This is a genomic window from Dysgonomonas termitidis, assembly GCF_054657735.1.
The window spans coordinates 393,615-417,906 of the sequence record NZ_BAAHYD010000001.1 but is presented as its reverse complement, the minus strand read 5'-3'; the positions used below and the strand labels follow the sequence as shown (position 1 = coordinate 417,906).

General features: G+C 42.9%; 21 protein-coding genes. 14 read left to right on the top strand and 7 right to left on the bottom strand.

Annotated features, from left to right (window positions below; genetic code table 11):
• Positions 1 to 183 precede the first annotated feature (183 nt).
• Positions 184 to 1,521 (top strand): dihydroorotase, encoded by a 1,338-nt coding sequence (locus ACYQ3L_RS01675; protein ID WP_379997348.1) that lies wholly within the window; start codon positions 184 to 186, stop codon positions 1,519 to 1,521.
• Positions 1,522 to 1,603: 82 nt separating this feature from the next.
• Positions 1,604 to 2,653, top strand: a complete 1,050-nt coding sequence (locus ACYQ3L_RS01670) for a linear amide C-N hydrolase (RefSeq protein ID WP_379997350.1) — start codon at positions 1,604 to 1,606, stop codon at positions 2,651 to 2,653.
• A 48-nt stretch (positions 2,654 to 2,701) separates the two neighbouring features.
• Here ACYQ3L_RS01670 and ACYQ3L_RS01665 read toward each other — a convergent pair whose 3' ends face one another.
• The 3 genes from ACYQ3L_RS01665 to ACYQ3L_RS01655 all read right to left on the bottom strand — a co-directional run bounded on the left by ACYQ3L_RS01665 (position 2,702) and on the right by ACYQ3L_RS01655 (position 6,474).
• Positions 2,702 to 4,300, bottom strand: a complete 1,599-nt coding sequence (locus ACYQ3L_RS01665; RefSeq protein ID WP_379997352.1) for a sulfatase family protein — start codon at positions 4,298 to 4,300, stop codon at positions 2,702 to 2,704.
• A gap of 188 nt (positions 4,301 to 4,488) precedes the next feature.
• Positions 4,489 to 6,009, bottom strand: a complete 1,521-nt coding sequence (gene guaA / locus ACYQ3L_RS01660; protein WP_379997354.1) for a glutamine-hydrolyzing GMP synthase — start codon at positions 6,007 to 6,009, stop codon at positions 4,489 to 4,491.
• Between the two features lie 135 nt (positions 6,010 to 6,144).
• Positions 6,145 to 6,474: a hypothetical protein gene (locus ACYQ3L_RS01655; RefSeq protein ID WP_379997356.1), complete on the bottom strand. Its 330-nt coding sequence runs from the start codon at positions 6,472 to 6,474 to the stop codon at positions 6,145 to 6,147.
• Between the two features lie 197 nt (positions 6,475 to 6,671).
• On the opposite strand from ACYQ3L_RS01655, the gene ACYQ3L_RS01650 reads away from it, so the two are divergent.
• The 7 genes from ACYQ3L_RS01650 to ACYQ3L_RS01620 all read left to right on the top strand — a co-directional run bounded on the left by ACYQ3L_RS01650 (position 6,672) and on the right by ACYQ3L_RS01620 (position 15,625).
• Positions 6,672 to 6,872 (top strand): hypothetical protein, encoded by a 201-nt coding sequence (locus ACYQ3L_RS01650; RefSeq protein WP_459952263.1) that lies wholly within the window; start codon positions 6,672 to 6,674, stop codon positions 6,870 to 6,872.
• Positions 6,873 to 6,980: 108 nt separating this feature from the next.
• Positions 6,981 to 10,328, top strand: coding sequence for a SusC/RagA family TonB-linked outer membrane protein (locus ACYQ3L_RS01645; RefSeq protein WP_379997358.1), 3,348 nt, complete (start codon positions 6,981 to 6,983; stop codon positions 10,326 to 10,328).
• A 27-nt stretch (positions 10,329 to 10,355) separates the two neighbouring features.
• Positions 10,356 to 11,954, top strand: a complete 1,599-nt coding sequence (locus ACYQ3L_RS01640) for a SusD/RagB family nutrient-binding outer membrane lipoprotein (protein WP_379997360.1) — start codon at positions 10,356 to 10,358, stop codon at positions 11,952 to 11,954.
• A 441-nt stretch (positions 11,955 to 12,395) separates the two neighbouring features.
• Positions 12,396 to 12,926 (top strand): RNA polymerase sigma factor, encoded by a 531-nt coding sequence (locus tag ACYQ3L_RS01635; protein WP_379997362.1) that lies wholly within the window; start codon positions 12,396 to 12,398, stop codon positions 12,924 to 12,926.
• Between the two features lie 12 nt (positions 12,927 to 12,938).
• Positions 12,939 to 13,481: a hypothetical protein gene (locus tag ACYQ3L_RS01630; protein ID WP_379997364.1), complete on the top strand. Its 543-nt coding sequence runs from the start codon at positions 12,939 to 12,941 to the stop codon at positions 13,479 to 13,481.
• Positions 13,482 to 13,494: 13 nt separating this feature from the next.
• A complete protein-coding gene (locus ACYQ3L_RS01625) occupies positions 13,495 to 14,829 on the top strand; it encodes a DUF4097 family beta strand repeat-containing protein (RefSeq protein ID WP_379997366.1) in 1,335 nt (444 codons plus the stop codon).
• Positions 14,830 to 14,923: 94 nt separating this feature from the next.
• Positions 14,924 to 15,625, top strand: coding sequence for a GIN domain-containing protein (locus ACYQ3L_RS01620; protein ID WP_379997368.1), 702 nt, complete (start codon positions 14,924 to 14,926; stop codon positions 15,623 to 15,625).
• 74 nt (positions 15,626 to 15,699) lie between these two features.
• Here ACYQ3L_RS01620 and purE read toward each other — a convergent pair whose 3' ends face one another.
• From purE to rpoN, 4 genes are read right to left on the bottom strand one after another with little or no spacing between them, the layout of a single operon-like run.
• Complete coding sequence (gene purE, locus ACYQ3L_RS01615; protein ID WP_379997370.1) at positions 15,700 to 16,206, bottom strand: 5-(carboxyamino)imidazole ribonucleotide mutase; 507 nt, start codon at positions 16,204 to 16,206, stop codon at positions 15,700 to 15,702.
• Positions 16,207 to 16,210: 4 nt separating this feature from the next.
• Positions 16,211 to 16,591 (bottom strand): glycine cleavage system protein GcvH, encoded by a 381-nt coding sequence (gene gcvH, locus ACYQ3L_RS01610; protein ID WP_006800830.1) that lies wholly within the window; start codon positions 16,589 to 16,591, stop codon positions 16,211 to 16,213.
• A gap of 26 nt (positions 16,592 to 16,617) precedes the next feature.
• Positions 16,618 to 17,370 carry a phosphatase PAP2 family protein gene (locus ACYQ3L_RS01605; protein WP_379997372.1) on the bottom strand — a complete coding sequence of 251 codons (753 nt, stop codon included), beginning with the start codon at positions 17,368 to 17,370 and terminating at the stop codon, positions 16,618 to 16,620.
• Positions 17,367 to 18,827: an RNA polymerase factor sigma-54 gene (gene rpoN / locus ACYQ3L_RS01600; protein WP_379997374.1), complete on the bottom strand. Its 1,461-nt coding sequence runs from the start codon at positions 18,825 to 18,827 to the stop codon at positions 17,367 to 17,369. Before rpoN ends, ACYQ3L_RS01605 begins: the two co-directional genes overlap by 4 nt.
• 704 nt (positions 18,828 to 19,531) lie before the next feature.
• Here rpoN and ACYQ3L_RS01595 point away from each other — a divergent pair.
• The 5 genes from ACYQ3L_RS01595 to ACYQ3L_RS01575 all read left to right on the top strand — a co-directional run bounded on the left by ACYQ3L_RS01595 (position 19,532) and on the right by ACYQ3L_RS01575 (position 24,194).
• Positions 19,532 to 20,494: a hypothetical protein gene (locus ACYQ3L_RS01595; protein ID WP_459952262.1), complete on the top strand. Its 963-nt coding sequence runs from the start codon at positions 19,532 to 19,534 to the stop codon at positions 20,492 to 20,494.
• 253 nt (positions 20,495 to 20,747) lie between these two features.
• Entirely contained in the window at positions 20,748 to 21,047 is a 300-nt protein-coding gene (locus ACYQ3L_RS01590) for a helix-turn-helix domain-containing protein (RefSeq protein ID WP_380002133.1), read from the top strand.
• Between the two features lie 227 nt (positions 21,048 to 21,274).
• A complete protein-coding gene (locus ACYQ3L_RS01585) occupies positions 21,275 to 22,162 on the top strand; it encodes a hypothetical protein (protein ID WP_459952261.1) in 888 nt (295 codons plus the stop codon).
• The gene (locus tag ACYQ3L_RS01580) at positions 22,159 to 23,523 is read left to right on the top strand and encodes a replicative DNA helicase (RefSeq protein ID WP_459952260.1); all 1,365 of its coding nucleotides are present in this window, start codon (positions 22,159 to 22,161) and stop codon (positions 23,521 to 23,523) included. The genes ACYQ3L_RS01585 and ACYQ3L_RS01580 overlap by 4 nt, the downstream gene beginning before the upstream one ends.
• Positions 23,524 to 23,942: 419 nt before the next feature.
• Entirely contained in the window at positions 23,943 to 24,194 is a 252-nt protein-coding gene (locus tag ACYQ3L_RS01575; RefSeq protein WP_380001150.1) for a hypothetical protein, read from the top strand.
• The last annotated feature ends 98 nt before the right edge of the window (positions 24,195 to 24,292 follow it).

The following is a 24,292-nucleotide window of genomic DNA, read 5'->3' as shown; positions in this document are numbered from 1 at the left end:
TTCATTCTACACTTTTGGCTCTGCCGATCTTTAATTCACTTGTCACTCAATACTCATTGCTTACCAGTGCGGGTCAGTAGTTGGGTTTTAATGTTCTTCTAATCTCAACTGATTAGCATATTTCGTATACATCGACAAACTCTTTTTTCTACCTTTGCATCAAACCATTTATTTTTTTTAATCATGATACTCATTCACAAGGCGACCATTATAAATGAAGGAACATCTTTCATCGGTTCGGTATTGATAGAAAACAATGTTATAGCGGAGATATTCAGAACGGAAGAGATTCCCGACCGGCTACTGAACAATGCAACGGTTGTTGACGGCAGGGAATTATGGCTGATGCCCGGAGTAATAGACGATCAGGTACATTTCCGCGAACCGGGATTGACACATAAAGGAGATATTGCCAGCGAGAGTCGCGCGGCTATTGCCGGAGGTGTTACCTCGTTTATGGAAATGCCTAATACTAAGCCGCAAACGACAACAATTGAACTCCTTGAGCAGAAATTTGAATTGGCTGCCGAAAAATCATTCGCCAATTATTCCTTCTATATGGGGGCTACAAATGATAATATTACAGAACTGAAAAAAGTCGATCCGAAAAAAGTGTGCGGGGTAAAGGTGTTTATGGGTTCTTCGACAGGGAATATGCTTGTGGATGACAAAATGGTCTTGCAATCCATTTTTGCCGAAGTGGATATGCTCATTGCCACCCATTGCGAAAAGGAAGAAATAATACGGGAGAATCTGGCTAAATATAAATCCGAGTTCGGAGAGGATATACCGATTCAGTATCATCCACTTATCCGTAGCGCCGAAGCCTGCTATCGCTCGTCTGCCGAAGCTATCGAGCTGGCAGATAAATACCAGACCCGTTTGCATATTTTACACCTTTCCACCGAGAAAGAAATAAGTTTATTCGATATAAAACCCTTGACGGAGAAGAAGATCACCGGAGAAGTTTGTGTTCACCATCTCTGGTTTTCGGATGAAGATTATTCCAGATACGGCGCGCGTATAAAATGGAATCCCGCGGTGAAAACCAGACAGGACAGGGGTGCTCTGATGCAGGGACTACTGAAGAATAAACTGGATGTAATCGCGACCGACCACGCACCCCACCTGTTGGAAGAAAAACAGGGCGGTGCATTGAAAGCCGCGTCGGGAGGACCTTTGGTTCAGCATTCGCTGCAAATGATGCTTGAGTTGGTCAAGAAAGGCAAAATAACAAAAGAGCAAGCGGTGAATAAAATGTGTCATGCGCCAGCCACCATGTTCAGGATAGATAAGCGGGGATATATCCGTAAAGGATATTTTGCCGATTTGGTATTGGTGAATCCCAATAAACCTTATACTGTCACTAAAGATAATATCCTGTATAAATGTAAATGGGCGCCGCTGGAAGGGGAGACATTCTCCACTTCGATAGAAAAGACTTTCCTGAATGGAAAGATTGCCTTTGAAGATGGTGTGGTTTACGACATGAGAGGGGAAAGATTACATTTCGACAGATAGGATATTTACTGCAATTATAAACTTTTAGCCATCAGGGATTGTTCCTCTATATAAAGTATGAACAAATCAGATTAAAAGATTTATGAAGAGAACTATTACACGAATCGTTCTATTGGCAGCGGTTCTGGCATTTACACAATTCAGCGCAATCGAGGCTTGCACCCGTATAGTCTATCACGGACTCAATAATACGGTACTGACTGCAAGAACTATGGACTGGAAAGAGGACAGCAGGAGTAACCTGTGGATCTTCCCCAGAGGTATGGAACGGAACGGTGAAGTGGGCAGCAACCCTTTGAAGTGGAAATCGAAATATGGAAGCGTGATTACTTCTGCATACGATATTGCCAGTACAGACGGGATGAACGAGAAAGGTCTTGTAGCCAATCTTCTCTGGCTTGCAGAGTCGGCATATCCGGAATGGGATAAGAAGAAGCCGGGCTTGTCGATCGCTGCATGGGTGCAGTATATACTCGACAATTTCGCTACTGTAAATGAAGCCGTAGCATATATGGAAAAAGGGACATTCGAAGTCGTTTCGGATATGATGCCCGATGGTTCCAGAATGGCTACTCTCCACCTGTCCCTGTCAGATTCGGACGGTGATAGCGCTATTTTTGAATATATAAACGGAAAGTTGGTGATACATCACGATAAATCCTATCAGGTGATGACGAATTCGCCCGTATTCGACCAGCAACTGGCATTGAATGAATACTGGAAAAGTATTGGAGGCCTGACTTTTCTTCCGGGGACTAACCGTGCCGCCGACAGATTTGTAAGGGCTTCTTATTATATAAACGTAATTCCGAAAGTAGATGATACCAGACTGGCTGTTGCCAGCGTATTCAGCGTCATACGGAATACATCGGTTCCTTTTGGGATAAGTACACCTGACGAACCGAACATTTCATCTACCAGGTGGAGAACAGTAGCAGACCAGAAGCATAAAGTATATTACTTTGAGTCTGCTTTATATCCGAATGTTTTCTGGGTAGATTTTCAGAATGTCGATTTTTCGGAGAAAGCCCCTGTAAGAAAACTGGATTTGGTCGGGGGTAAAACTTATGCGGGAAATACCGCTGATAATTTTGTAACATCCGAACCTTTTAAGTTTCAGGGAGTAGAGTGATACATCTTCATATATGGTAAAAATTTGATGGAAAGTTTAAACAGGTTCTTAGAATTCATCTACTTTAAGCTTCTTTCTGTAATTATCTAAAGTAGCCTGTAATTCCTGGCTTATCTTTTCATATCCTTTTTTACCATAGAGATTATGCAGTTCATTCGGATCATTCTTAAGATCGAATAATTCGTTACAATCAATGTCTTCATCATTCCGGGTTTCGCCTTTACCATAAAAATGGATGAGTTTATACCTGTCTGTCCTGATTCCATCGTGCCGGCGGACATTGTGGATTGCCGGATAGTCGTAATAATGGTAGTATAAATCTTTTCTCCAATGTTCAGGCGTTTTTCCGCTAAATAAAGCCTCAAGGGATACACCGCTCATTTCAGCCGGTTTCTTTATTCCTGCCAAAGACAGGTATGTAGGTGCAAAATCTATATTCTGAACCAGGGCATCGGTCTTCGTACCTGCTTTGACAGCTTTGGGATAACGTATGATAAGCGGAGTTCTGAATGATTCCTCATACATGAAACGTTTGTCAAACCATCCATGTTCTCCCATATAGAAACCCTGATCCGAGGTATAGACTATGATGGTATTATCCATCAACCCTTCTTTTTCAAGATAGTCTATCAGACGTCCGACTTCATCGTCAATCGATTTTATACATCGAAGATAATCTTTCATATAACGCTGATACTTCCAGTTAAGCAGATCGTCTCCGGATAGATTACTGTCGATAAATTCCATATTTTTGGGATGGTAGGCATTTTCCCAGGCTTCGCGTTGTGCAGGAGTCATCTGATTCATCGCTTGTTGTAGGCCGCCGTTATTCCACTCTTTATTATATGGGGTAGTATTTCTCAATTCAATCAGCTTAAGGTCATAAATAAATGTCATTGTCTTGCCGATTGTCATATCCTGAGTCTTAGCCGCAGAACAACGGCTTTCGTAATCATCATAGAATGTTTCCGGCTTTGGAAACTCTACATCTTCATACAGGTCATAATATTTGGCTTCCGGCATCCAGTTCCTGTGGGGAGCTTTATGATGCACCAAAAGGGCAAAAGGCTTGTTTTTATCTCTGGTTTCTATGAATTCTATGGAATGGGTAGTGATAAGGTTAGTTGCATAACCCTCTTCACGCACATATTTACCTTGAGACTCCTTCGTCTTGAAACTGGGATTGTAATAATCTCCCTGATCGTTCAATACACAATAATAATTGAATCCTTTTGGCTCGCATTGCATATGCCATTTTCCGACAACTCCGGTCTGATAACCTGCCTGAGTTAATAATTCGGAAAAGAAGATCTTAGTTGTATCAATGCCTGCTCCCAGTTGGCGTTGTCCGTTCTGATGGCTGTATAAACCAGTCATAAGGCATGCCCGGCTGGGAGTTGACAGCGAATTCTCAACAAAGGCTTGCCGGAATAACATTCCTTCATTTGCGAGACGGTCTATATTGGGAGTAGTAGCTATTTTCGATAGCGGATGCCCATATGCGCTGATTGTCTGGAACGAATGATCGTCTGTCATTATATGTATAATATTGGGACGGGATTTATTTTGTTCCTTTTGTCCATAGCCATATGGATTGAGTATTGATACAGGTATAATTACCAGACTGATCCTCTTTAAATTTGTCATGGAATATCAAGTGTGTAGGTTAATACACTAAAATTAATAAGAAAAAATTGAATTATGAAACAAATATTAGGATTCCGTCCAAAATAAACAGGTGAAAAGGAAGCTCTGAACCTTTTAAGTCCGATGCTTTTAAAAAAAAATGTCCCCTTTGCAGGAGACACTTTTTAAGGAAAATATCTTGTGTTTTTTTACTCCCACTCGATAGTGGCAGGAGGTTTTGATGAAATATCATAAACGACACGGTTTACACCCTTTACTTTATTGATAATCTCATTTGATACCTTAGCCAGAAATTCATATGGCAAATGTGCCCAATCGGCAGTCATCGCATCCGTAGAAGTCACAGCACGCAAAGCTACTGTATTTTCATAGGTGCGTTCATCACCCATTACCCCAACCGATTTGATCGGCAACAGAATTGCTCCCGCCTGCCATACTTTATCATAGAAGCCTTGTTCACGAAGCATACGGATAAAGATATCGTCGGCATTCTGAACTACTTCTACTTTTTCCGGAGTAATATCTCCCAATATACGGATGCCAAGCCCCGGTCCAGGGAATGGATGGCGTTTTATCAGGTTTTCCTTCATGCCCAGTTCCAGACCTACACGGCGCACTTCGTCTTTGAAGAGCAGGCGCAGAGGTTCTACCAGCTTCAGGTTCATTTTTTCCGGTAGCCCGCCTACATTGTGATGCGATTTGATGACATGGCCTGTGATGGAAAGCGACTCTATAATATCAGGGTAAATAGTTCCCTGGCCCAGCCATTTTATATCTTTAAGCTTATGCGCTTCTTCGTCGAATACATCAATAAAGCCTTTACCTATGATCTTACGTTTCTGTTCGGGGTCGGTCACGCCGGCCAGTTCTTTGTAGAAACGCTGTTTGGCATCTATGCCTATTACATTCAGTCCGAGATGTTCATAATCCCTTAATACATTTTCAAATTCGTTTTTGCGAAGTAATCCGTGATCTACAAATACGCAGGTCAGGTTCTTTCCGATAGCCTTATTCAGCAAAACGGCAGTGACCGAAGAGTCTACACCTCCCGAAAGGGCAAGGATCACCTTATCGTCTCCAAGCATCCCTTTCAATTGGTCCACTGTGGAATCGATGAAAGAAGCAGGGCTCCATCCTCTTTTCGAATGGCAGATATTCAGGAAATTACTTAAAAGTCGTGTGCCGTCTGTAGTATGGTAAACTTCAGGATGAAATTGTACGGCCCATGTTTCCTCTCCTTTTATTTTATATGCTGCTGCCGGTACATCAGCTGTGCTAGCTACTATTTCGAAATTCTCCGGCACTACTGTGATAGAGTCTCCGTGAGACATCCATACCTGAGTACCTTCAGATATTCCGTCAAACAGGGCAACGCCGGACTTAATCTTTGTCAGATGTGCCCGTCCGTATTCGCGGGAATCGCTTTTTTCCACTTTCCCACCCGATGTATAGGCCATATATTGCGCTCCGTAACAAATACCCAATACCGGATATTTACCTCTTATCTGGCTGATGTCTGGTTTAAAGGCGGTAGCATCGTTTACCGAAAAAGGACTTCCCGACAGGATTACGCCTTTTACGCTTTTGTCATCGAAAGGAAACTTGTTGTAAGGGATAATTTCGCAGTAAGTATTTAATTCTCTGATTCTGCGACCAATCAATTGGGTGGTTTGTGACCCGAAATCGAGGATAATGATTTTCTCTTGCATAAAAATAACAAGTATAAGTTATTGTTTTTAATGCGCACAAAGGTACATTATTTTTCTGATATTTTGTTTATTGGTATATGTGATTTAACACGAATTTCTATGGATAATCCTGTCATAAGTATAAATCAACCCTGCTTAATATTCATCATTATTACTCGCTTCGGGAGGAATGAACTCAACCCACTTTATCCTGGGCGGGCGTGTGATATGCGTATAGGGCAGGCATTTTTCCAACAGGGCAAAGCGTTGCTTTAAGGAATCTATGCTTTTTAGACCGAGGCCCGTATATTTATCCCGCTGGCGCAGACGTCCCGTCTGTGTGTTGCGTAGCAAACATTTTTGCCCCGTCAACAAGACACGGAATCGAAGTCCGCGCCAGCGGGGGATTTTGACTCCGTCGATTTGCAATTCAATCGGCACATTAGCTTTCTGCCAGATATGCCAGATTTTATGCAAATGACTCATGTCGAAATAGTGTTAGTAAATTGTCGATAATTTGTTATTTTTAATCATATTTAACTTGTATATTTGTATTAATGAATTAACCTTAAAAATAAGAATAAAGGATGGATTGTTTCATATCCTGTATTTCACAATCAATAATAACGGTTAATCGATTACATATCGAAAACGTTAAACCTTTAAAATTTAACATTTTAGATTTGTTTTTATACGCAAATAAACTAGAGAGAGAGAGAGAGAGAGAGAGAGAGAGAGAGAGAGAGAGAGAGAGAGAGAGAGAGAATATAAGTAGTCAAGTCTTACCTAAAGATATACAACTCGAATTATTGTTATTCGGGTTTTTTAGCATGTATATATATGATAACAAAGATCTTACCTTCTGTATTCCATTCAGAAGGTAAGATCTTTGTTACGTAAGGTAGGGTCGATACAGATTTTTACAGATTCAGAAACGATTTATTCGGTAATTACTTCTCTATTATTAATGAGTAACCTCTAATTTTTTTATTATGAATGTTTACTTAAAAGAAAACCAAATTAGTAAGAGCGTATGTAAAGCACTGCTGTTGTGCGGTATCTTATTATGCTCCCATGTCTTTGCTCAGGCTCAAACAGTAACGGGTGTAGTTAAAGACATAAATAATGAGCCTATTATAGGGGCAAGTGTCACAGTGAAAGGAACGACTAATGGTACCTTGACAGATATAGACGGAAAGTATGCTATATCAGCAGGTACAAATTCAGTGTTGGTCTTTTCCTTTGTCGGTTATAAGTCACAGGAAGTAACTGTAACCTCATCGGTAATTGATGTGGCCCTCGAGGAAGATGCCCTTCAGCTGGATGAAGTTGTGGTGACAGCTTTGGGTATTAGAAAAGAAGCGAAAGCACTGGGCTACTCGGTCAGTACAATAAGTGCAGGCGACTTAACAAAAGCGGCAGCGCCTACTTTAGGTGCCGCTCTTTATGGAAAAGCGTCCGGCGTGCGTATCCAGACAGCCCCGGGAGGTATCGCAGGTGCCATTTCTATCAATATACGCGGTCTGAATTCCCTGAACCTGACCAATATGCCTCTGGTCGTGGTGGATGGTGTACCTATCCATAACGGTGATGCTAACCTGAGCGGTTACTGGGATAATCAGCGGATATCGTCTAATGGTTTGGCAGATATCAATCCCGAGGATATTGAAAGCCTGTCTATACTGAAAGGTGCTGCGGCCTCTGCCTTGTATGGTTCGGAGGCGACCAACGGCGTTGTGATGATTACGACCAAAACAGGTAAGGGTTCTACGGGTTTGGGTGTGGACTTCAATGCCAGTCTGACATGGGACCCGGTGGCTTATATGCCCCAATATCAGACTAAATATGGCCCGGGAGCTAATGGGTATCAACGCACTGCGGCAAACGGACTCGATGAAGAAGGATGGAGGATTAATGGCTGGGATGACAGACATGGCGTAAACCACAGAAGAGCGTCTTCAACGACAAGGTATTGGGGGCCGAAATATGATGGTAAAGATGTAATCTATTATGACGGAACAGTACGCAAGTACTCTCCGATAAATGATAATCCATGGTCGGAAATATTCCGTACAGGCTTTACCCAACAATACAACCTGGCTGTTACAAACGCTACTGAAAAGGGCAATCTCCGCTTTTCTTATACTTATATAGACAATTTGCCTACGCAGTATAATTCCACGTTTCATAAGCATAATTTTAACCTGACAGGTAATTATAACGTAACGAAAAATATTTCAGTCGGTTACGGTGTTAATTATATACTCCAGGACCAAAAAAATCCGCCTTACCGTCTCAGCCGTACATTGACTAATTTTAGCGGTATGGCGGGGCCTTTCGATGATGTTAAGTACCTGCGCGAGCATACAAGAACAAGCTTAGGATACCTGAACCGGATTTATTCTGATGCTAATCAAATTACTCCGGATGAAGGATTCGAATGGACTCCGGCTCCTTATGCATTGGTAGACGAATATTTTTGGAATATCCTGAGTAAGGAATATCTGAATAATACCAACCGCTTGTTGGCAAATGTTACTCCAAGCTGGCAAATTGTAAAGGGTCTTACTCTGAAAGGGCGTATAGCAACAGATTATACTGCCGAAAAGATCGAGCAAAAAGAGCAGGCGGCGAACTCTCGGTTGATCAACGAAAACGTAGGATACTATATGGCGCGTAACAATCGCTATGAAATCTTCTACGGTGACATTATGTTGAATTATGATACCAACCTGACTGATAAGTTGGGTATGAACGCTATGGTCGGCTGGCAGGGACGTACGGAAAAAGAATTCAATACCTGGGCCAATACCAATGGTGGGCTTTCGGTAGAAAACTGGTTTCACCTGAATGCCAGCAATGAACCGAAATCTTCTGAAATGCGTAAATTAAATCTGTTGAAGACCGCGTACTTCGGAACATTAAACCTGTCATACGATAGCTGGGCTTACCTGGAAGGAACACTCCGTCAGGAAAAAGTATCCACGCTGGCACCCAAGAAGAATGTATTCTATTTTCCATCTGTGAGTGGAAGTATTATTTACACCGAACTATTTAAAGATAAAATGCCTTCGTGGTACGATTATGGCAAGATCCGCGCCTCTTACGGCGTTGTGGGCAATCCACCGCCGGCGTATTACGCCGTTCAGGCCTATACGCAAAAATCAGTCGGCGGTAAGTGGATATATAATAGTGTCGATCCTAAAGTGGGCAATTACAACCTCCGCAACGAAAAGAAATTCGAATGGGAATTCGGATTGGAAAGTAAATTCTTTAACAATCGCTTAGGTTTCGAACTTTCTTATTATACCAATAAAATACAGGATATGATCTTGGATGCTACCATGCCTGCATCTTCCGGTGCAACAAGTATGACATTAAATATCGGCGACATGAAGAACAGAGGCGTTGAGCTTTCCCTGTACGGTACGCCGGTTCTGACACGTGACCTGAGATGGGATGTGCGCGCCAATTTTGCATGGAATAAAAATACCGTGGTTAAGCTGGCGGAAGGTATCGACCAGATAACACATACAAACTGGGATAACGGGTCCGCGTATCTTTATTCAAAATTAGGAGAACCAGCCGGAGATATATATGCTTTGGCGCCTAAGAAAGATGACAAAGGTAATTATATTATCCGTGAAGATGGTTTCTATCAACTGACCGATAAACCGGTTAAAGTGGGAAATGCCATGCCGAAGATGGTCGGAGGTTTCGCCACTACTTTCTCTTATAAGAATTTCGTGCTCGATGCTTCGTTCGATTACCGCATAGGCGGTGCGGTAATGAATATGCCTTACCAGTATATGATGGGACAGGGAGCGATTAAAGAAAGTCTGGATTATCATGATGGAGAAGGTAAAGGGCTGACCTATTACTTCGATGCCAATCGTAACGTCGTTCCTTTCACAGGTTCTGCAGGCCCTAACGGAGAGAGGATTTATGATAACGGTGTGATATTGCAAGGAGTTAAAGCGGATGGAAGCGCTAATACGACAATGATTCCGGGTGACCAGCTGGCATATTGGACTTACAACTGGGGTGGTTATGATCCGACAGATGTAACTTATTATTCTCATGGCGTATTTGATAATACCTATGTAAAATGCCGCGAATTGTCAATAGGTTATAATCTTCCGAAGTCTATACTTTCTAAAGTCAAGTGTAAGAGTTTAATGGTATCCGTATTCGGACGTAACCTGTTCTATGTTTACAAGAACATGCCGATGCTGGACGCTGAAGCAGCAGACGGTACATCTTGGATAACACAGGCCAGCCTGGGAGGTTCTACTACGACAACCCGCTCGGTAGGTATTTCGTTACGAGCCAGCTTCTAATTCTTTAATTAATAAAAAAAGAACAATATGAAAAAAATATATTTATTTCTCATTGTATTGGTTGCGGCGCTCACATTCTATTCCTGCGCCGACAGCGAGTATTCGGATAAATACCCTGATCCGTCAAAAACCGATATAGCATCCTGTGACAAACTGATGACAGGTGTGTTTTATACAGGGCGTGTTTATACGTTCAATTCTTATTGGCGCATGTACACATGGGATAATACCGTTACGGGAAAATATGCCCAGACACTCGGATTTATGAATTCGCAAGGTTCCCTTTATTCGGCTAACGACAGCTATGCTAACGACCGATGGATACATTTCTATAATACACTGACACAGTTTCGTGTACTTCAGAATGTCTATGAAGGGTTAAGCGACAGCGAAAAAGATATATATAGAGTATTCAAGAATTTATCCGAAGTATTTGTTTACGATCATTTATCGCAGATAGTGGATACTTTCGGCGACGCGCCGTTCAAAGAGGCCGGTTTTCTTGCCATTACCAGTGATGTGGCCGGCAGCTATCCGGCATACGATAAGGCTACGGACATATATACTACGATGCTCGACCGTCTGGGCGAACTTTATACAGATATACATAGTTTAAAAGATAATCTGGACAAACAGGCGTCTGCATCCTTGCCTAAGCAGGATTTTATCAATTACGGCGATCTGGATAAATGGGAAAGGTATTGTAATTCGCTTCGCCTGCGCCTTGCCGTACGGGTCGCTTCACAGGGTGACTTATCTGCCAAAGGAAAGCAGGTGATAGCTGAAATCCTGGGTGGTGGCTATCCCCTCGTATCCAGCCTGAACGAAACTATTAAACTGGATTCCAATGATAAAGATACCGGAGCTTTTTTCAATCCGGATGATCTTCGGACAGGCTATATTGACCAGAGCCGTGCATCACAAGCCATGTTAGATGTATTAACAAACGCCGTTTCGGGAGAAAATGACCCGCGCCTGCCTATCATGTATTCCAAGAACGCGGCAGGAGAATATAAAGGACTCTCTACTCGCGAAACGTATGCCGAACAAGAGGTAAACACCGCGAAGCCGGAATCAGAGCGCGTATATTCGCGTATCGACTCTACTACAGTGATGTACAATACACAGTTTATAAGCCCGATCTTTACAGCGGCCGAAGTAGACTTCCTGAAAGCCGAAGCATATCAGAAAGGATGGGCCAGCGGCGATGCAAAAGCGGCGTTTGTTGACGGGATTCTACACTCCGCACAGTTCTATTTCGAAGAGAATGCCATCAGCCCGAGCAAAACCGGAACAAAGATGGACATGCCGGCAGAGTCGGTTATTCAGGCTTATGCAGAAAAGGCATGGGATGCCGCCTCTAACAAAGAAGAAGCCATCATTACTCAGAAATGGCTGAATTTTGGTTATATGCAGCCGTTCCAGGCTTGGAATGAAGTGCGTCGTACAGGATACCCCCAGTTATATTATCCGGAAGATCAGGCGGCTCAATTATTGAAAACATTACCTTTCCGGATTCGTTATCCGGATTCCGAAAGAAGTAATAATACAAAAAATTATGATGCACAGATACAGGCTATGGGTGGAACAGATAATGCCTATATAAAATTGTTTTGGGCTAAATAATACAAGAGATGGGGAATACTCTGAAGTTTTGAAATAATCCTGAGTAATATAGTAGATTCACACAGACATTAAAGTTATAACATTGAAAAACCCCAGGCCTAATGACAGCCTGGGGTTTTTATTCTTTTTCTGCTCTATTTATGATGATATAAATCTCCCTGAAAAAGCAGTTTGCGTGATATCCGGAGCCGGGCAGGTAACGGCAATCAGCTGAGAACTGATATCATGGCAGGTTTTATATAGAAAGAATAAGGTAAGGGATTTTTATTTTTCTTAAAAAAAATCAGTTCATTTGTAACACTTCTTTTTTTATTGCGTACATATAATTAAAGGAAAGTGTTTAATGCCATATTCAGCAGAGTTAACTATCAGTTGTTATTATGCTTAGGACGTCAGTAAACAGATGTGAGACCTAAATAGAAAGGGTGACAGGATTAGTAAATGATAAGTTTCGACTCAGGTATAATCGAGCAGTGCAGGAAAGGCGAACGCAGGGCGCAAATGCAAATGTATACAACCTTTTACAAAAGGGTTTACAACACATGCTTTCGTGTACTCCGTAACCCTGCCGAGGCTGAAGATACGATGCAGGACGCTTTTCTGAAAGCTTTTTCGGGACTGGATAATTACAATGACTCTGTTCCTTTCGAGGCCTGGCTCGTACGAATAGCGATTAACGCGTCCATCGACAAGCTGAGGAGGAGAAATATGGAAATGACAGAGCTGCATGATAATATGAATTATGACATTGCCGACACGGACGATAATGCCGATTGGGAGCAAATAATGGCAAAAGTAGGTCAGGTGAAGTCAGCAATAGATAAATTACCGGAATCGAGCCGTCTGGTTATAAATTTGTATCTGATAGAGGGTTATGATCATGAAGAGATCGCTGAAATACTAAACATAGCACCGGGTACGGCCCGTATACAATATATGAGAGCAAAACAAAGATTAATCGAACTTATCTGAAAGGAGAGAGAGATGAAAGATAGAAAAGAATATATAGAAAAGAATAGAGAACTATTTGACGATAAGGAGCCATCGGCAGGTCATACAGAACGATTCGAAGCTTTGCTTAACAAGCAGATGGGTATTCAGGAAGCTGAAAAGAAACCTGCTAAAAGAGTAAACCTGATAAGCTATATTTCGATTGCCGCCTCCATTGCGATATTAATTGGAGTAGCCGTCAAATTCTATGCGCCACAAAGCTTGGAAGTGGCTCCGCCAACTGAAAGCTCCATAGCAACTGATGAATTCAGGGCGACAAACGATTATTACAATCAGCAAATGGAGGAGCAGATTGCGGATATCATGTGTAAACTGGCCTATACCGATACCGAAAACCAGGCACAGCTGACTCGCGATATAGAGAAGATAATGAGCAACAATACGGCCTTTGTGGATGAGATGTCAAAAAATGAAAATCAGGAAATGGCAATACGCTATCTGGTGAAACACTATAAAACAAATATACAAAAACTGGAAAGTATAAACGAAAAATTAGGTAAATACACAAAATGCTAAAAATGTACACACGATGAAGAAGAATATATTATTAACGGTTTTATGCTGCCTTACCCTCTTTCATACATTTGCGAATGAAAGCACAGGTAATCAGCCTCAGGACTCTGTCAAAGTATTCAAAAAGAAACTGAATCTCAATCTGGATAAGGTGTTGGATGGAATAGACATAGATTCAAGCCAGTTCATGGAATTAAATGGACCCAATCTCGATCTTAATATGGACTCTATCACGGCATTGAACGACTTCATCATCAATATAAACACAGATTCTATCACAGCACTGGCCATGAACGCTGCAAAAGAGGGTATTAAAACAGCGAAGTCAAGTCTCAGGAATCTCAATGTTGATGGCAAAGGATACACCGCTTATGCCTTTAGCTATGATAGTAAAGGGACTAAACAACGTGCTGAAGGTACACCTACCCGTATAGAAAAGAAGAGCTTTTCGAATATATCCGAGATCGAATTCTTCCATAAATACGGAAATATAATAGTCAAGGAATCAAATTCGAGTCAGATAGATCTGGAGATACAATATTTCGATAAGAGGGATCAATCCGCTTCATGTAATATAACAACAAGCAATAAGCTTCTTTCCATCACTACGAATAATACCGGCAGGAGTAATTCGAAACCTCAGATTAATTATATAATAGCTGTTCCTAAAAATATATCTCTGAATATTAATCTGGACTATGGCGATGTGAAATTGGATAAACTAAACGGAAGTCTCGACGCGAACCTTTCGTACAGTGATCTCTCGGCACAGGCTTTAAATAAGGCTGCCTCAGTAAAAGCACGGTATAGTGATGTGAAAATAGGAGAAGCACAGGATATTAACATATCGGGATCTTATTCGGATTTCAGGATAGAGAAGGCAAAGAGAGTAGAGTCGTCTGGTAACTATAACGATTGCCGGTTCAATAACGTACAAACCCTTGTGATTCCTAAATCCTCCTCATACGGTGATATGAAAATAGGTACTATCGGCAGTATGACAGGGCAGCTGATGTATGCAGATATAATTATAGACAACCTGCTGTCCGATATCGACATTCGCAGTTCTTATGGCGATGTCACGATTAGGGGAATGTCGCCTAAAGTGAAAACGATAAATGTAAAAGGCAGTTACTGCGATGTTTCAATAGGTTTTCCATTGAATATGTCTGCAACATTTGACGCAAGCCTTATATACGGAGATCTCAATATCTCGAAAAAGTATACTGTAAAATATACCGAATCCATTGAAAAGAGTAATAAGGTGACTAAGAAAGGCCAGATAGGAAGCGGTACGCCTACTGCAACTATAGTAGTGTCCAATAATTATGCAGATATTGATATAAGGTAAGCAAAAGAAGGTGTTTAATGTAATATTATTAAATAGTAACTGATTATTGCTGAAAGTAATAAATAGGTCTGTGACCTTAAAAACAGAAAGAACTATGAAAGTAAAAAGTATTATCCTGTTAGCAGTGTGTTGTGTGATATCTTTAGGTATATCGGCACAAGTTGTAAAAGAAAAGAAACCGGTAAGTTCATTTAACAAGATTGCCGTAAGTGGAGGTATAGACATTTATTTTTCCCAAAGCAACTCGCACTCATTGGAGATTGAAACCGATGCGGAGAATATGCCGAAAATTGAAATAACAGTAAGTAATGGCAATCTCGAACTGAAGCGGAAAGACGGCGAGCGTTTTAAGAAAAACTCCAGAATATACGCCTATGTTTCTGCCCCTGCATTAGATGCGATAGCCATATCGGGTGGTTCGGATTTCAATGCGAAAGAATTGAATAATAAAGGAGCGTTGTCTATCGCAGCATCAGGCGGTGCGGATATAGAGATAGACCGGTTGAATGTAAATGAGGCAAATTTTGCTTTCTCCGGAGGTTCCGACTCTGATATCAAGGATTTAAGAGCGAATAAGCTCAAGATAGCAGCATCAGGCGGAAGCGATTCAAATATAAATATCGGCAGTGCAGATGACGTAAGCCTTTCCGTTAGTGGCGGAGCCGATGTAGAACTATCGGGAAAGGTGAAGGTTATCTCTGTCAGTTGCAGTGGGGGAGCCGATGTTGATATCAAAAAACTGACATACGAAACTATCAATGCCCACAAGTCGGGTGGAGGTAGCATAAGTAAGTAATAGATTTGTGATAAGAATAGAGGTGTACCCGAAAGTACACCTCTACTTTCTTTTACTTCGAACGAGACCGCTTCTTAATTCGTCTTGAACTTATACTGAACTTTGGCTAAATCTTCATTAGCCTTTTCAATTTTACTTTTCAAGGTTTCTTTGTAAGCGATCAGTTTCTTATGCAGGTCTTCATCTCCCGTAGCTATCATTTGCAGGGCAAGGATAGCTGCATTCTGGGAACCATTGATACCCACTGTGGCAACAGGTATTCCCGGAGGCATTTGCACGATAGCCAGCAATGCGTCCATTCCGTCGAGCGAAGCATCGATAGGGACTCCGATAACAGGAATAGATGTCATGGAAGCTATAACACCCGGAAGATGGGCTGCCATGCCGGCGGCCGCGATAATAACTTTGATTCCGCGTTCGTGGGCTGCTTTAGCGAAAGCCTCTACACGTTCGGGAGTACGGTGTGCCGACAAAGCGTTTATCTCGAATGGAATCTCCATTTCATCGAAAAACTTTGCAGCTTTTTCCATTACGGGAAGGTCGGATGTACTTCCCATAATTATACTTACGATAGGTTTCATTTAATTATTTACCAATTAGTTTTTTGTAATCTGCTGCCGAAAGCAGACTGTCCAACTGGGCAGCATCGCTTACAGCAATTTTAATAATCCAGCCTTTTCCGTATGGATCTTCGTTAATCAATTCAGGCTTGTCTTCCAGATCGGCATTTACTTCGAGTACTTCTCCGGATACAGGCATCAACAGGTCAGAAACGGTCTTTACAGCTTCTACGCTGCCGAATACTCCGTCTTTGTCGATTGTTTCCCCTTCGGTAGTAACATCTACATAAACGATTTCACCCAGTTCGCTTTGAGCAAATTCTGTAATACCAACTACAGCTTTATCACCTTCAACTTTGATCCACTCGTGATCTTTTGAATACTTCAGATTTTCAGGAAAATTCATAATCTCTTTATTTATGTATTAATAAATTATAAGTTCTTAATAAACATGATAACACCCCAATATGCCCCCACCAGTACACACAGGTATGAAACGATAAGACCAACCAAGAAGCCCGTATATACCTGTCCGGGAGTATGCCGTTGAAGCGTCAGCCGGGACACGCCCAAACACCCTGCTAAGATAAACAAAATGATGAACAAAATGAATGGATTCAGCCCTTTAACGTAGTAACAAACTGACAAAGTGCAACCAATCAGCGCTCCGATCCCCATCATATGTGCACTGATCTTCCAATATCTGGTTGTGACGGCAGCTATAACGATCAGAACGGGAGGAGCAACCAGTATCCCGATAAACCATGCATATAATCCGGCCGACACAAAGTAGTATATCAATAAGCCGTAAGAACAGAACGCCGCGACAAAAGGAATAAACCTGTCATTCCTGTTTTTCAGGTCATAATCTTTTATCAGCCCGGCTTTTCTCAAAAAGTATATGCTACTCGCGGGAATCACGCATGTAAGGAAAAATACGGGAGTGATAAACCGCATGAACTGTCCGGCAAAGATCAGCCTGAAATCCGTATACAGAAACAAAAGTGAGACACTATACACTCCCATAAAAAAGGGATGCAGGATAATAGATATTATCCGGGCAAGAAGTGGCTCTTTTTCTTTTGGTGGTTCATATGAGAACGGCGATTTACCGGAGCCGTACTTATCGCCGGCATTAGCGGGATTGTTTCTTATCTCCGGCACATTGTCTGTTTCTTCTATCATATTTCCTTTCTTAATCGGGCAACAGGCAAGTTCATCTGTTCCCGGTATTTAGCTACAGTACGGCGGGCAATTATATACCCCTTCTCTTTCAGTATCTCTGAAAGCCTGTCGTCTGTAAGTGGTTTCTTCTTGTCTTCGTGTTCGATACATTCTTTTAATATGGCTTTCACTTCGCGGGAAGAAATTTCCTCGCCCGTGTCGGTCTGCATCGATTCCGAAAAGAAGTATTTAAGCGGGTAAATCCCGAAACTGGTTTGTACATATTTACTGTTGCTCACCCGTGATATGGTGGATATATCGTATCCTGTACGTTGAGCTACATCTTTCAGTATCATTGGTTTCAACTGGGCTTCATCCCCTGTAAGGAAGAAGTCGTACTGCATATCCATTATCGCCTGCATGGTACGCTGGAGTGTATCCTGCCTCTGTTTGATAGCATCAATGAACCAGCGGGCGGAATCCAGCTTCTGCTTTACGAATAAAACAGCATTCTTACTGTCGGCGGACATGCTTTCCTTATTATCGGCATACCCTTTGAGCAGGTCGGAATATTCACGGCTTACCTTCAGGTCGGGAATATTGCGATTGTTCATGCTTAGCAGAAGTTCTCCGTTATATGTTTCCACGATAAAATCGGGAATGATGGTACTCAGGGTTATGGACATGGAATCTCCCCAGTTATTCCCCGGTTTGGGATTCAGCGTGGTAATTTCCTGTATCGCACCTTTCAGCCCAGTCTCATCAATATCCAGTTGCCTGATGATCTTATCATAATGTCTTTTAGAGAACTCTTCGAAATAATCTGCAATTATCTTTATAGCTAATTCTGTATTATCTGATTTTTCTTTCCGGGTTAATTGCAAAAGGAGGCATTCCTGCAGATTCCGTGCTCCTATACCTGCCGGCTCAAAGTCCTGGATTATCTTTAGGATTTCTTCGAGTTTAGAGACGGAAATGTCGAGGTTCTGCTGAAAAATAAGGTCATCCGAAATTGCAGAAAGAGACCTGTCAAGATAACCGTTTTCATCAATGTTTCCAATAATATATTCGGCTACTTTTTCATCATTCTTCTCCAATTCACATTCGCCCAATTGCTCTATCAGGTATTCGTGCAGGGAAGCGGCTACCGAGAACGGTATTTCTTCTTGTTTACCCGAGGCTTGTCTATTGCTGTCCCGTAATTGATAATCAGGAATCTCTTCTTCATTCATATAGTCACCTAAAGTCAGATCTTCCTGCGATATATTTCCATCGTCTTCCGAATTGTACTCATCATCGAAATCCGATGTGTCATCTGTCGCTTCAAGACCTTCTTCAAGAGCCGGATTATCTTCGAGCTCCTGCTTTATTCGCTCTTCCAACTCAATAACAGGCAACTCGGTTAATTTAATAACCTGCATCTGAAGAGGCGAAAGCTTCTGTTGCTGCTTGAGTTGTAAGGACTGTTTTAGAGCCATAAAATGCTTGATAAATTCTACTAAGACAAAGATAATAATAAAAACAATATTTTAACGTAATGGTTCAGCTATTGAATAACATAAGAATTGTAAAGTTTCTTCTTCTTGGTCTCCGGAAGGGCAGAGCCATTAAACTCTGTGAGTTTTTGGTCATACAGAGAAATACAGGACGGCACCGGGTATTTTGTTAAAATCTGACATATCTGACAGAAAACTAATGTGCCGATTAGTAAATTTGCCGATGTGCCAATTGAATTGCAAATCGACGGAGTCAAACTCCTCCGCTTGCGCGGACTTCCAGTCCGTGTCTTGTTGACAGGGCAAAAATGTTTGCTACGCAACACACAGACGGGACGTCTGGGCGAGCGGGGTCAAAAAGGTAACAAAGGTAAATGGTATTTGTAATCAATTGATAATAAATACATAAGCCTGCTTTTTAAAAATAGTGAGTAACAACCGGGTAACAAAAATGCAGAAAACAACATTCGCCTGGAAAGATTAAGTCTGTAAAGATACATTTCTTTTCCGATACCACCAACTACCTTTCTTTTCCTTTCCATGACATCCCTGTACGGCCATAATCAAGCGTCAAAAATAACGGTTGCAAGATATAACATATTTTATTTATAACGGGTACTGTTTTACATGATTTTAAATTAAAGCCTTACATTTGCAATCTAACAACCTGTTTTTTATAAGCGGTCATGAGGGCAAAAGATTATATCGAAAAAAATAAAAACAGCATCAGCCATTTGGAGGAAGTTACACAGGCCATAGCTGACCTGTATCCCCTCCGTTCCGATGAGGTTGCAACCGGTGAATACCATGAGCGTATCCTGACCGCCGACCGGCGGTACCAAAAGTACAGGTACTCCGCGATGGATTATGAACTGAATAAAAGCATCATGGCCGGGCAAAAGCCTGTCTTTGCCTACAATCCCGGTGAAATAAATAAAGATACGGCCCCGGCAGTGCGCCTTGAATTACTGCAAGCCGTTGAACAGGATAAAAGCTTCGGCTACCTGTTTTACCTGCTGGCAAGCGAGCAGAACAGGAATCCCGGCCGCCTTTTTACGTATGACTGCGTGCCGGACAGGGAAGAAATAGAAAAGGCCATAGGCTTTGACTGGGACGATGAGAAAGAGCACCTGGCAACAATCGAAAGCTATCCCGGAAAGCTGGCGTACCTGCTGGAGCGTAAAACGGCCTTTTTACAAAAATACCGGGATGCAGATGGTACTCCGGAACAAAACACCTTTACCGGTAACTGCCTGCTGGAAATAGGGCTTATAAAGGAATTGATAAGCATAGGGCAATCCGGTCAGCCTGCACATCCGGGAGTAAAGGAGGACAGGCCTCAGCGGATAATAGATGCCGGTAAGTTGAAAGACTATTTTAGCCCTGCCTTCAGGGGCATGGGAAATAACATCAACTATTTCGACACCCTGGTCGATGAATTACATACAGACCGGACAGCCAAAGAGTTTGGCCAGATCGCTTATATGATATACACAGGCAAGCATATGAACAGCAGGAAGCCTGCAACATTCTCCCAATGGTACGGCCTGTTCTGTGAGGCCATTGGCATTGAGAAAGGCAAGGGATACAAGCCCAATAACCTGGACACACCCTCGGGGGATCTCAAAAAGCTATTCGGTTACCTGTAAAGTATAACTAAAAAATTATAAAAGGGAATTGTCGTTTATAAATTCCCTGCCTGTTCCCTGTAGCAATTCCCTCTTTTTCCTGCAATATTCTGTATATTACATTATTACCTGTTTTCGAAAATTCCCTTTTCTGTAAACAGGTATCCTTTGTGCAATTTTGTATTGTCTAAAACGGCAGGTACTTACGGACTGCCGGACGTGCGGGATAGGCCGTAAGCTACCGGAACACGGGCAAACCAAAAATTTTTGCATAATGAACTTGTATGACTTATTAAGCGACAATGCCAGCCTGAATGTAACCATCAATGCCGGGCAACTGATCGAAGCAATCGATTATTGTATAGACAAAACCCGGGAAGAACCGGGGCATCAGGATACGGACGTTGAAAACGGAACCTGCCTGAGCGCCGGACAGGCGGCGCAGCTACTGGATGTAAATACAGGCACGCTCCGGCGCTGGAATAAATCCGGCTACCTGTGCCCTGTCTCCACCGTGGGGAGAAGGAGGTACCGGGTGAGCGATATAAAGAAAATACTACGGATGAGTCCATAAATACAGGATTTCCGGAAAATAAGCCGGAAGCCCCTGTATAGGAGGTAAAGCCTTTGCCACATAACTAATATGAATCCAATAATATTAACCTGATAACCTGATATGCGTATGGGAAAGGGTTATCCTGAAAAGATAAATAAAACAGTAGTCTGAACAACCGGATAGCCGGCATAGATAATTGAATCGCCGGCATAAATGTAAATAACAAAACAGGTAATACAAAAAAAATGGAAAACGAAGGATATATCAAGCTATACAGGTCGCTGCCGGATAAACCGATCTGGCATCTCTCGACCCCCGGGCAAAAAACAGTACTCATTACATTGCTGCTGATGGTCAACCATAAAGAGGCCGGATGGGAATGGCAGGGCAGGAAGTTCAACTGCCAGCCGGGACAGGTGGTTACCAGCCTGGAGAAGATCACCCGCAGGGCAGGCAAGGGGATATCGGTACAGCATGTCAGGACAGCCCTGGCACGCTTCGAAAAATACGGGTTCCTGACAAACGAGTCGGCAAAGACAGGCAGGCTGATAACCATCTGTAACTGGGACTGTTACCAGCAGGCGAAAAGCGGAGGGGACAAAGATTCCCGCAAAGGCATAACAAAGCCTTCACAAAGCGGTGGCAAAGACCTCACAACTAACAAGAATGATAAGAATGATAAGAACGAAAAGAATGATAAGGAGAAAGAATCTTCATATAAATATTCAGATTCTTCTTTATCTTCTCCCGGCCTTTCTCCTTTACCTTCCCCCTGCCTTTCTTCTTTTCCTTTACCTTCTTCCCTTCCTGCATGCGTATCCCCTTCCCACTCATCCGGGGAAGATAAAGCGGCTGCCAGTGCTAAAAACTGGAGGGATGATTTCGGTACATACCTGGACGGGTTGAGGAAAGCCTATGACACCCTTATGTCGGATGAAGGCCTGCTGAACAAAATGCAGCGCTACCACCCGAACGTGGATATCAAATTATCGGTCGAAAAAGCCTGTGTCGAGTTCTGGTCATTGGAAGCCGGATGGAAAAACAAGAAAAAGACCAGGTCGCAGGCCATAGACTGGCAGGCAACCTTCCGTAATGCGTTAAACATACAATCAAACAGGGTATACACCAGATGAAAAAGCAGGTACATACAGATACTCCGGCATATATGCCGCCGCATGACCCGGAACTGGAAAAGATCGTGCTCGGTACGGTTATCTCCAACCGCCACGGATATGATGAAGTCCGGGACATCCTGCACGAAGACTGTTTCTATGATGACTTCCACCGGAGGGTATTCAGGATCTTCAGGGAGATAGAGGCCAAAGGCGCCGAGCCCGATATCGCCGGCATAGCAAGCCTGTATAAAGCCGGAACCGGCGAAATAAAGCTTGTGGAGCTGGCAGGGATGGGCGAACTGACGGAAGTAACACAGGTGTACAGCCATACCCTGCGGCTCTCCGACCTCGATACACGGCGCAAGCTGGTGCAACTGGCCGATAGGGTCAGGCTCGAAGCTTATACGGACTCTACGGATATAGCCGACATTACGGCATATTGCGGCCAGGTACTGAAAAACCTCTATAGCATGCCGCAGAACCCGGTAACGACGATACAGGATGCCATCAAAGGCGTATACTCGATCATCGAGGCCAATAAGACCAATAAATGCCTTAGCGGCTCCCCTACGGGATTCCGGGAGCTGGACAGCAGGACAGGCGGCCTGCAAAAGTCCGACCTGGTCATCATCGCCGGGGAGACCTCACAGGGCAAGACATCGTTCGCCATGTCCGTCCTCAACAATACGGTCAAATACGGTAGCCGTGTAGCCGTCTACTCGCTGGAGATGAAGAAGGAACAGTTGACGGCCCGCCTGATGGCCATGGAAAGCGGGATACCCGCCGCAAAGCTGTTGTACGCCCCGCTGGAAGACCACAGGTTCGGGCAACTGGACAAGTCCATATCACCCCTGTACCATTCGGGCATCTACTTTGACGACAGGAGCACATCCAACATCGACAATATCCTTTCGTCCATCCGCATGATGAAAGCCCGTTATGATATCGACGGGGCGGTGGTAGACTACCTCCAGATCCTGACCGTAAACATGAAGGGAGCCGGCAAGGAGCAGCAGATGGCGGATGCGGCCAGGCGGTTGAAGAACATAGCCAGGGAGCTGGACATCTGGGTTATCGCCCTGTCGCAGTTAAGCCGGGACGCATCCAACCCGGAACCGAACATCAACAGGCTGAGGGACAGCGGCCAGATAGGGGAAGCAGCGGACAACATCTACTTTGTTTACCGTCCCGAACTCTACAGGAGGGATTTCCCGGAGCCTTTCAAAGCTTACGATACGCAGGCGAAGGCCCTTATCATCGGGGGCAAGGGACGCAATACGGGGCTTGTCAGCTTCCTGGTGTCGTTCAACAGTGAAACGACGCAGTTTACGGACATAGAGTCCCCGGTATTGAAAAATGAGGGCAAACGTCCCTTCTAAATATTTAAATACATTTAAACACATGGGGAAATGAAAACAAATATAACAATGAAATCCGCAGACCGGGATTTATCCGGCATCGTTATCCGGCAGGAGACAAAAACGGGCTTCCTGAATGTACCGGATTAACGAAGGCTTACAAAACAGAAAGGAACAGGAAAGGCTGGAGCTACAGGAGGACTGATGAGATATCCGATTCTACGGCTAACGCGGAAAGGATATTTTATATCCTTCAGAAGCAGGGCTATTTTATTGATCCGGGATGTGACCCCGTAAAGAAGAATATCCGCCCTTTTATGAAAAACAGTGGAAATAAAGATAATCCCATAAAATGGGGAATTTCCCACTTTATGAAAGATATTGAGGAACAGTGGCTTAAATAATTTATATAAATACGCAACACTTAAAATTAAAAAAAAATGGAACGGAAATTTTTAAAGACAGCGGCTAAAAAGCCTTACATGATTGACAACAACGAAGGTATAAATTTCAGCCTACAGGTGGTAACGCCTAAGATTGACGGGATTCCGGCACAAAAGGAGCTCTTATTCCTGGCCGGGGATATCATACCTGATGGACTGACAAAAGACGGATCTTTGGTTATATCCGTTACGAAGGATGATGCAAGGAAACTCATTGACAGGCTTATAAGGCTTGCAGATGAATTATAAGGGGTATAACGGAACGGGTATTTTATGGGTTGCAGCAGGGTGTTTTACATCCTGATGCAATCATCCGGTAAACGACAGGAGCTTAGTCCTGGAATAGT

Excerpts from the sequence above, each read along its gene's own strand:
- ACYQ3L_RS01675 (WP_379997348.1), top strand. The coding sequence starts at position 184 with ATGATACTCATTCACAAGGCGACCATTATAAATGAAGGAACATCTTTC.
- ACYQ3L_RS01670 (WP_379997350.1), top strand. The coding sequence starts at position 1,604 with ATGAAGAGAACTATTACACGAATCGTTCTATTGGCAGCGGTTCTGGCA.
- ACYQ3L_RS01665 (WP_379997352.1), bottom strand. The coding sequence starts at position 4,300 with ATGACAAATTTAAAGAGGATCAGTCTGGTAATTATACCTGTATCAATA.
- guaA (WP_379997354.1), bottom strand. The coding sequence starts at position 6,009 with ATGCAAGAGAAAATCATTATCCTCGATTTCGGGTCACAAACCACCCAA.
- ACYQ3L_RS01655 (WP_379997356.1), bottom strand. The coding sequence starts at position 6,474 with ATGAGTCATTTGCATAAAATCTGGCATATCTGGCAGAAAGCTAATGTG.
- ACYQ3L_RS01645 (WP_379997358.1), top strand. The coding sequence starts at position 6,981 with ATGAATGTTTACTTAAAAGAAAACCAAATTAGTAAGAGCGTATGTAAA.
- ACYQ3L_RS01640 (WP_379997360.1), top strand. The coding sequence starts at position 10,356 with ATGAAAAAAATATATTTATTTCTCATTGTATTGGTTGCGGCGCTCACA.
- ACYQ3L_RS01635 (WP_379997362.1), top strand. The coding sequence starts at position 12,396 with ATGATAAGTTTCGACTCAGGTATAATCGAGCAGTGCAGGAAAGGCGAA.
- ACYQ3L_RS01630 (WP_379997364.1), top strand. The coding sequence starts at position 12,939 with ATGAAAGATAGAAAAGAATATATAGAAAAGAATAGAGAACTATTTGAC.
- ACYQ3L_RS01625 (WP_379997366.1), top strand. The coding sequence starts at position 13,495 with ATGAAGAAGAATATATTATTAACGGTTTTATGCTGCCTTACCCTCTTT.
- ACYQ3L_RS01620 (WP_379997368.1), top strand. The coding sequence starts at position 14,924 with ATGAAAGTAAAAAGTATTATCCTGTTAGCAGTGTGTTGTGTGATATCT.
- purE (WP_379997370.1), bottom strand. The coding sequence starts at position 16,206 with ATGAAACCTATCGTAAGTATAATTATGGGAAGTACATCCGACCTTCCC.
- gcvH (WP_006800830.1), bottom strand. The coding sequence starts at position 16,591 with ATGAATTTTCCTGAAAATCTGAAGTATTCAAAAGATCACGAGTGGATC.
- ACYQ3L_RS01605 (WP_379997372.1), bottom strand. The coding sequence starts at position 17,370 with ATGATAGAAGAAACAGACAATGTGCCGGAGATAAGAAACAATCCCGCT.
- rpoN (WP_379997374.1), bottom strand. The coding sequence starts at position 18,827 with ATGGCTCTAAAACAGTCCTTACAACTCAAGCAGCAACAGAAGCTTTCG.
- ACYQ3L_RS01595 (WP_459952262.1), top strand. The coding sequence starts at position 19,532 with ATGAGGGCAAAAGATTATATCGAAAAAAATAAAAACAGCATCAGCCAT.
- ACYQ3L_RS01590 (WP_380002133.1), top strand. The coding sequence starts at position 20,748 with ATGAACTTGTATGACTTATTAAGCGACAATGCCAGCCTGAATGTAACC.
- ACYQ3L_RS01585 (WP_459952261.1), top strand. The coding sequence starts at position 21,275 with ATGGAAAACGAAGGATATATCAAGCTATACAGGTCGCTGCCGGATAAA.
- ACYQ3L_RS01580 (WP_459952260.1), top strand. The coding sequence starts at position 22,159 with ATGAAAAAGCAGGTACATACAGATACTCCGGCATATATGCCGCCGCAT.
- ACYQ3L_RS01575 (WP_380001150.1), top strand. The coding sequence starts at position 23,943 with ATGGAACGGAAATTTTTAAAGACAGCGGCTAAAAAGCCTTACATGATT.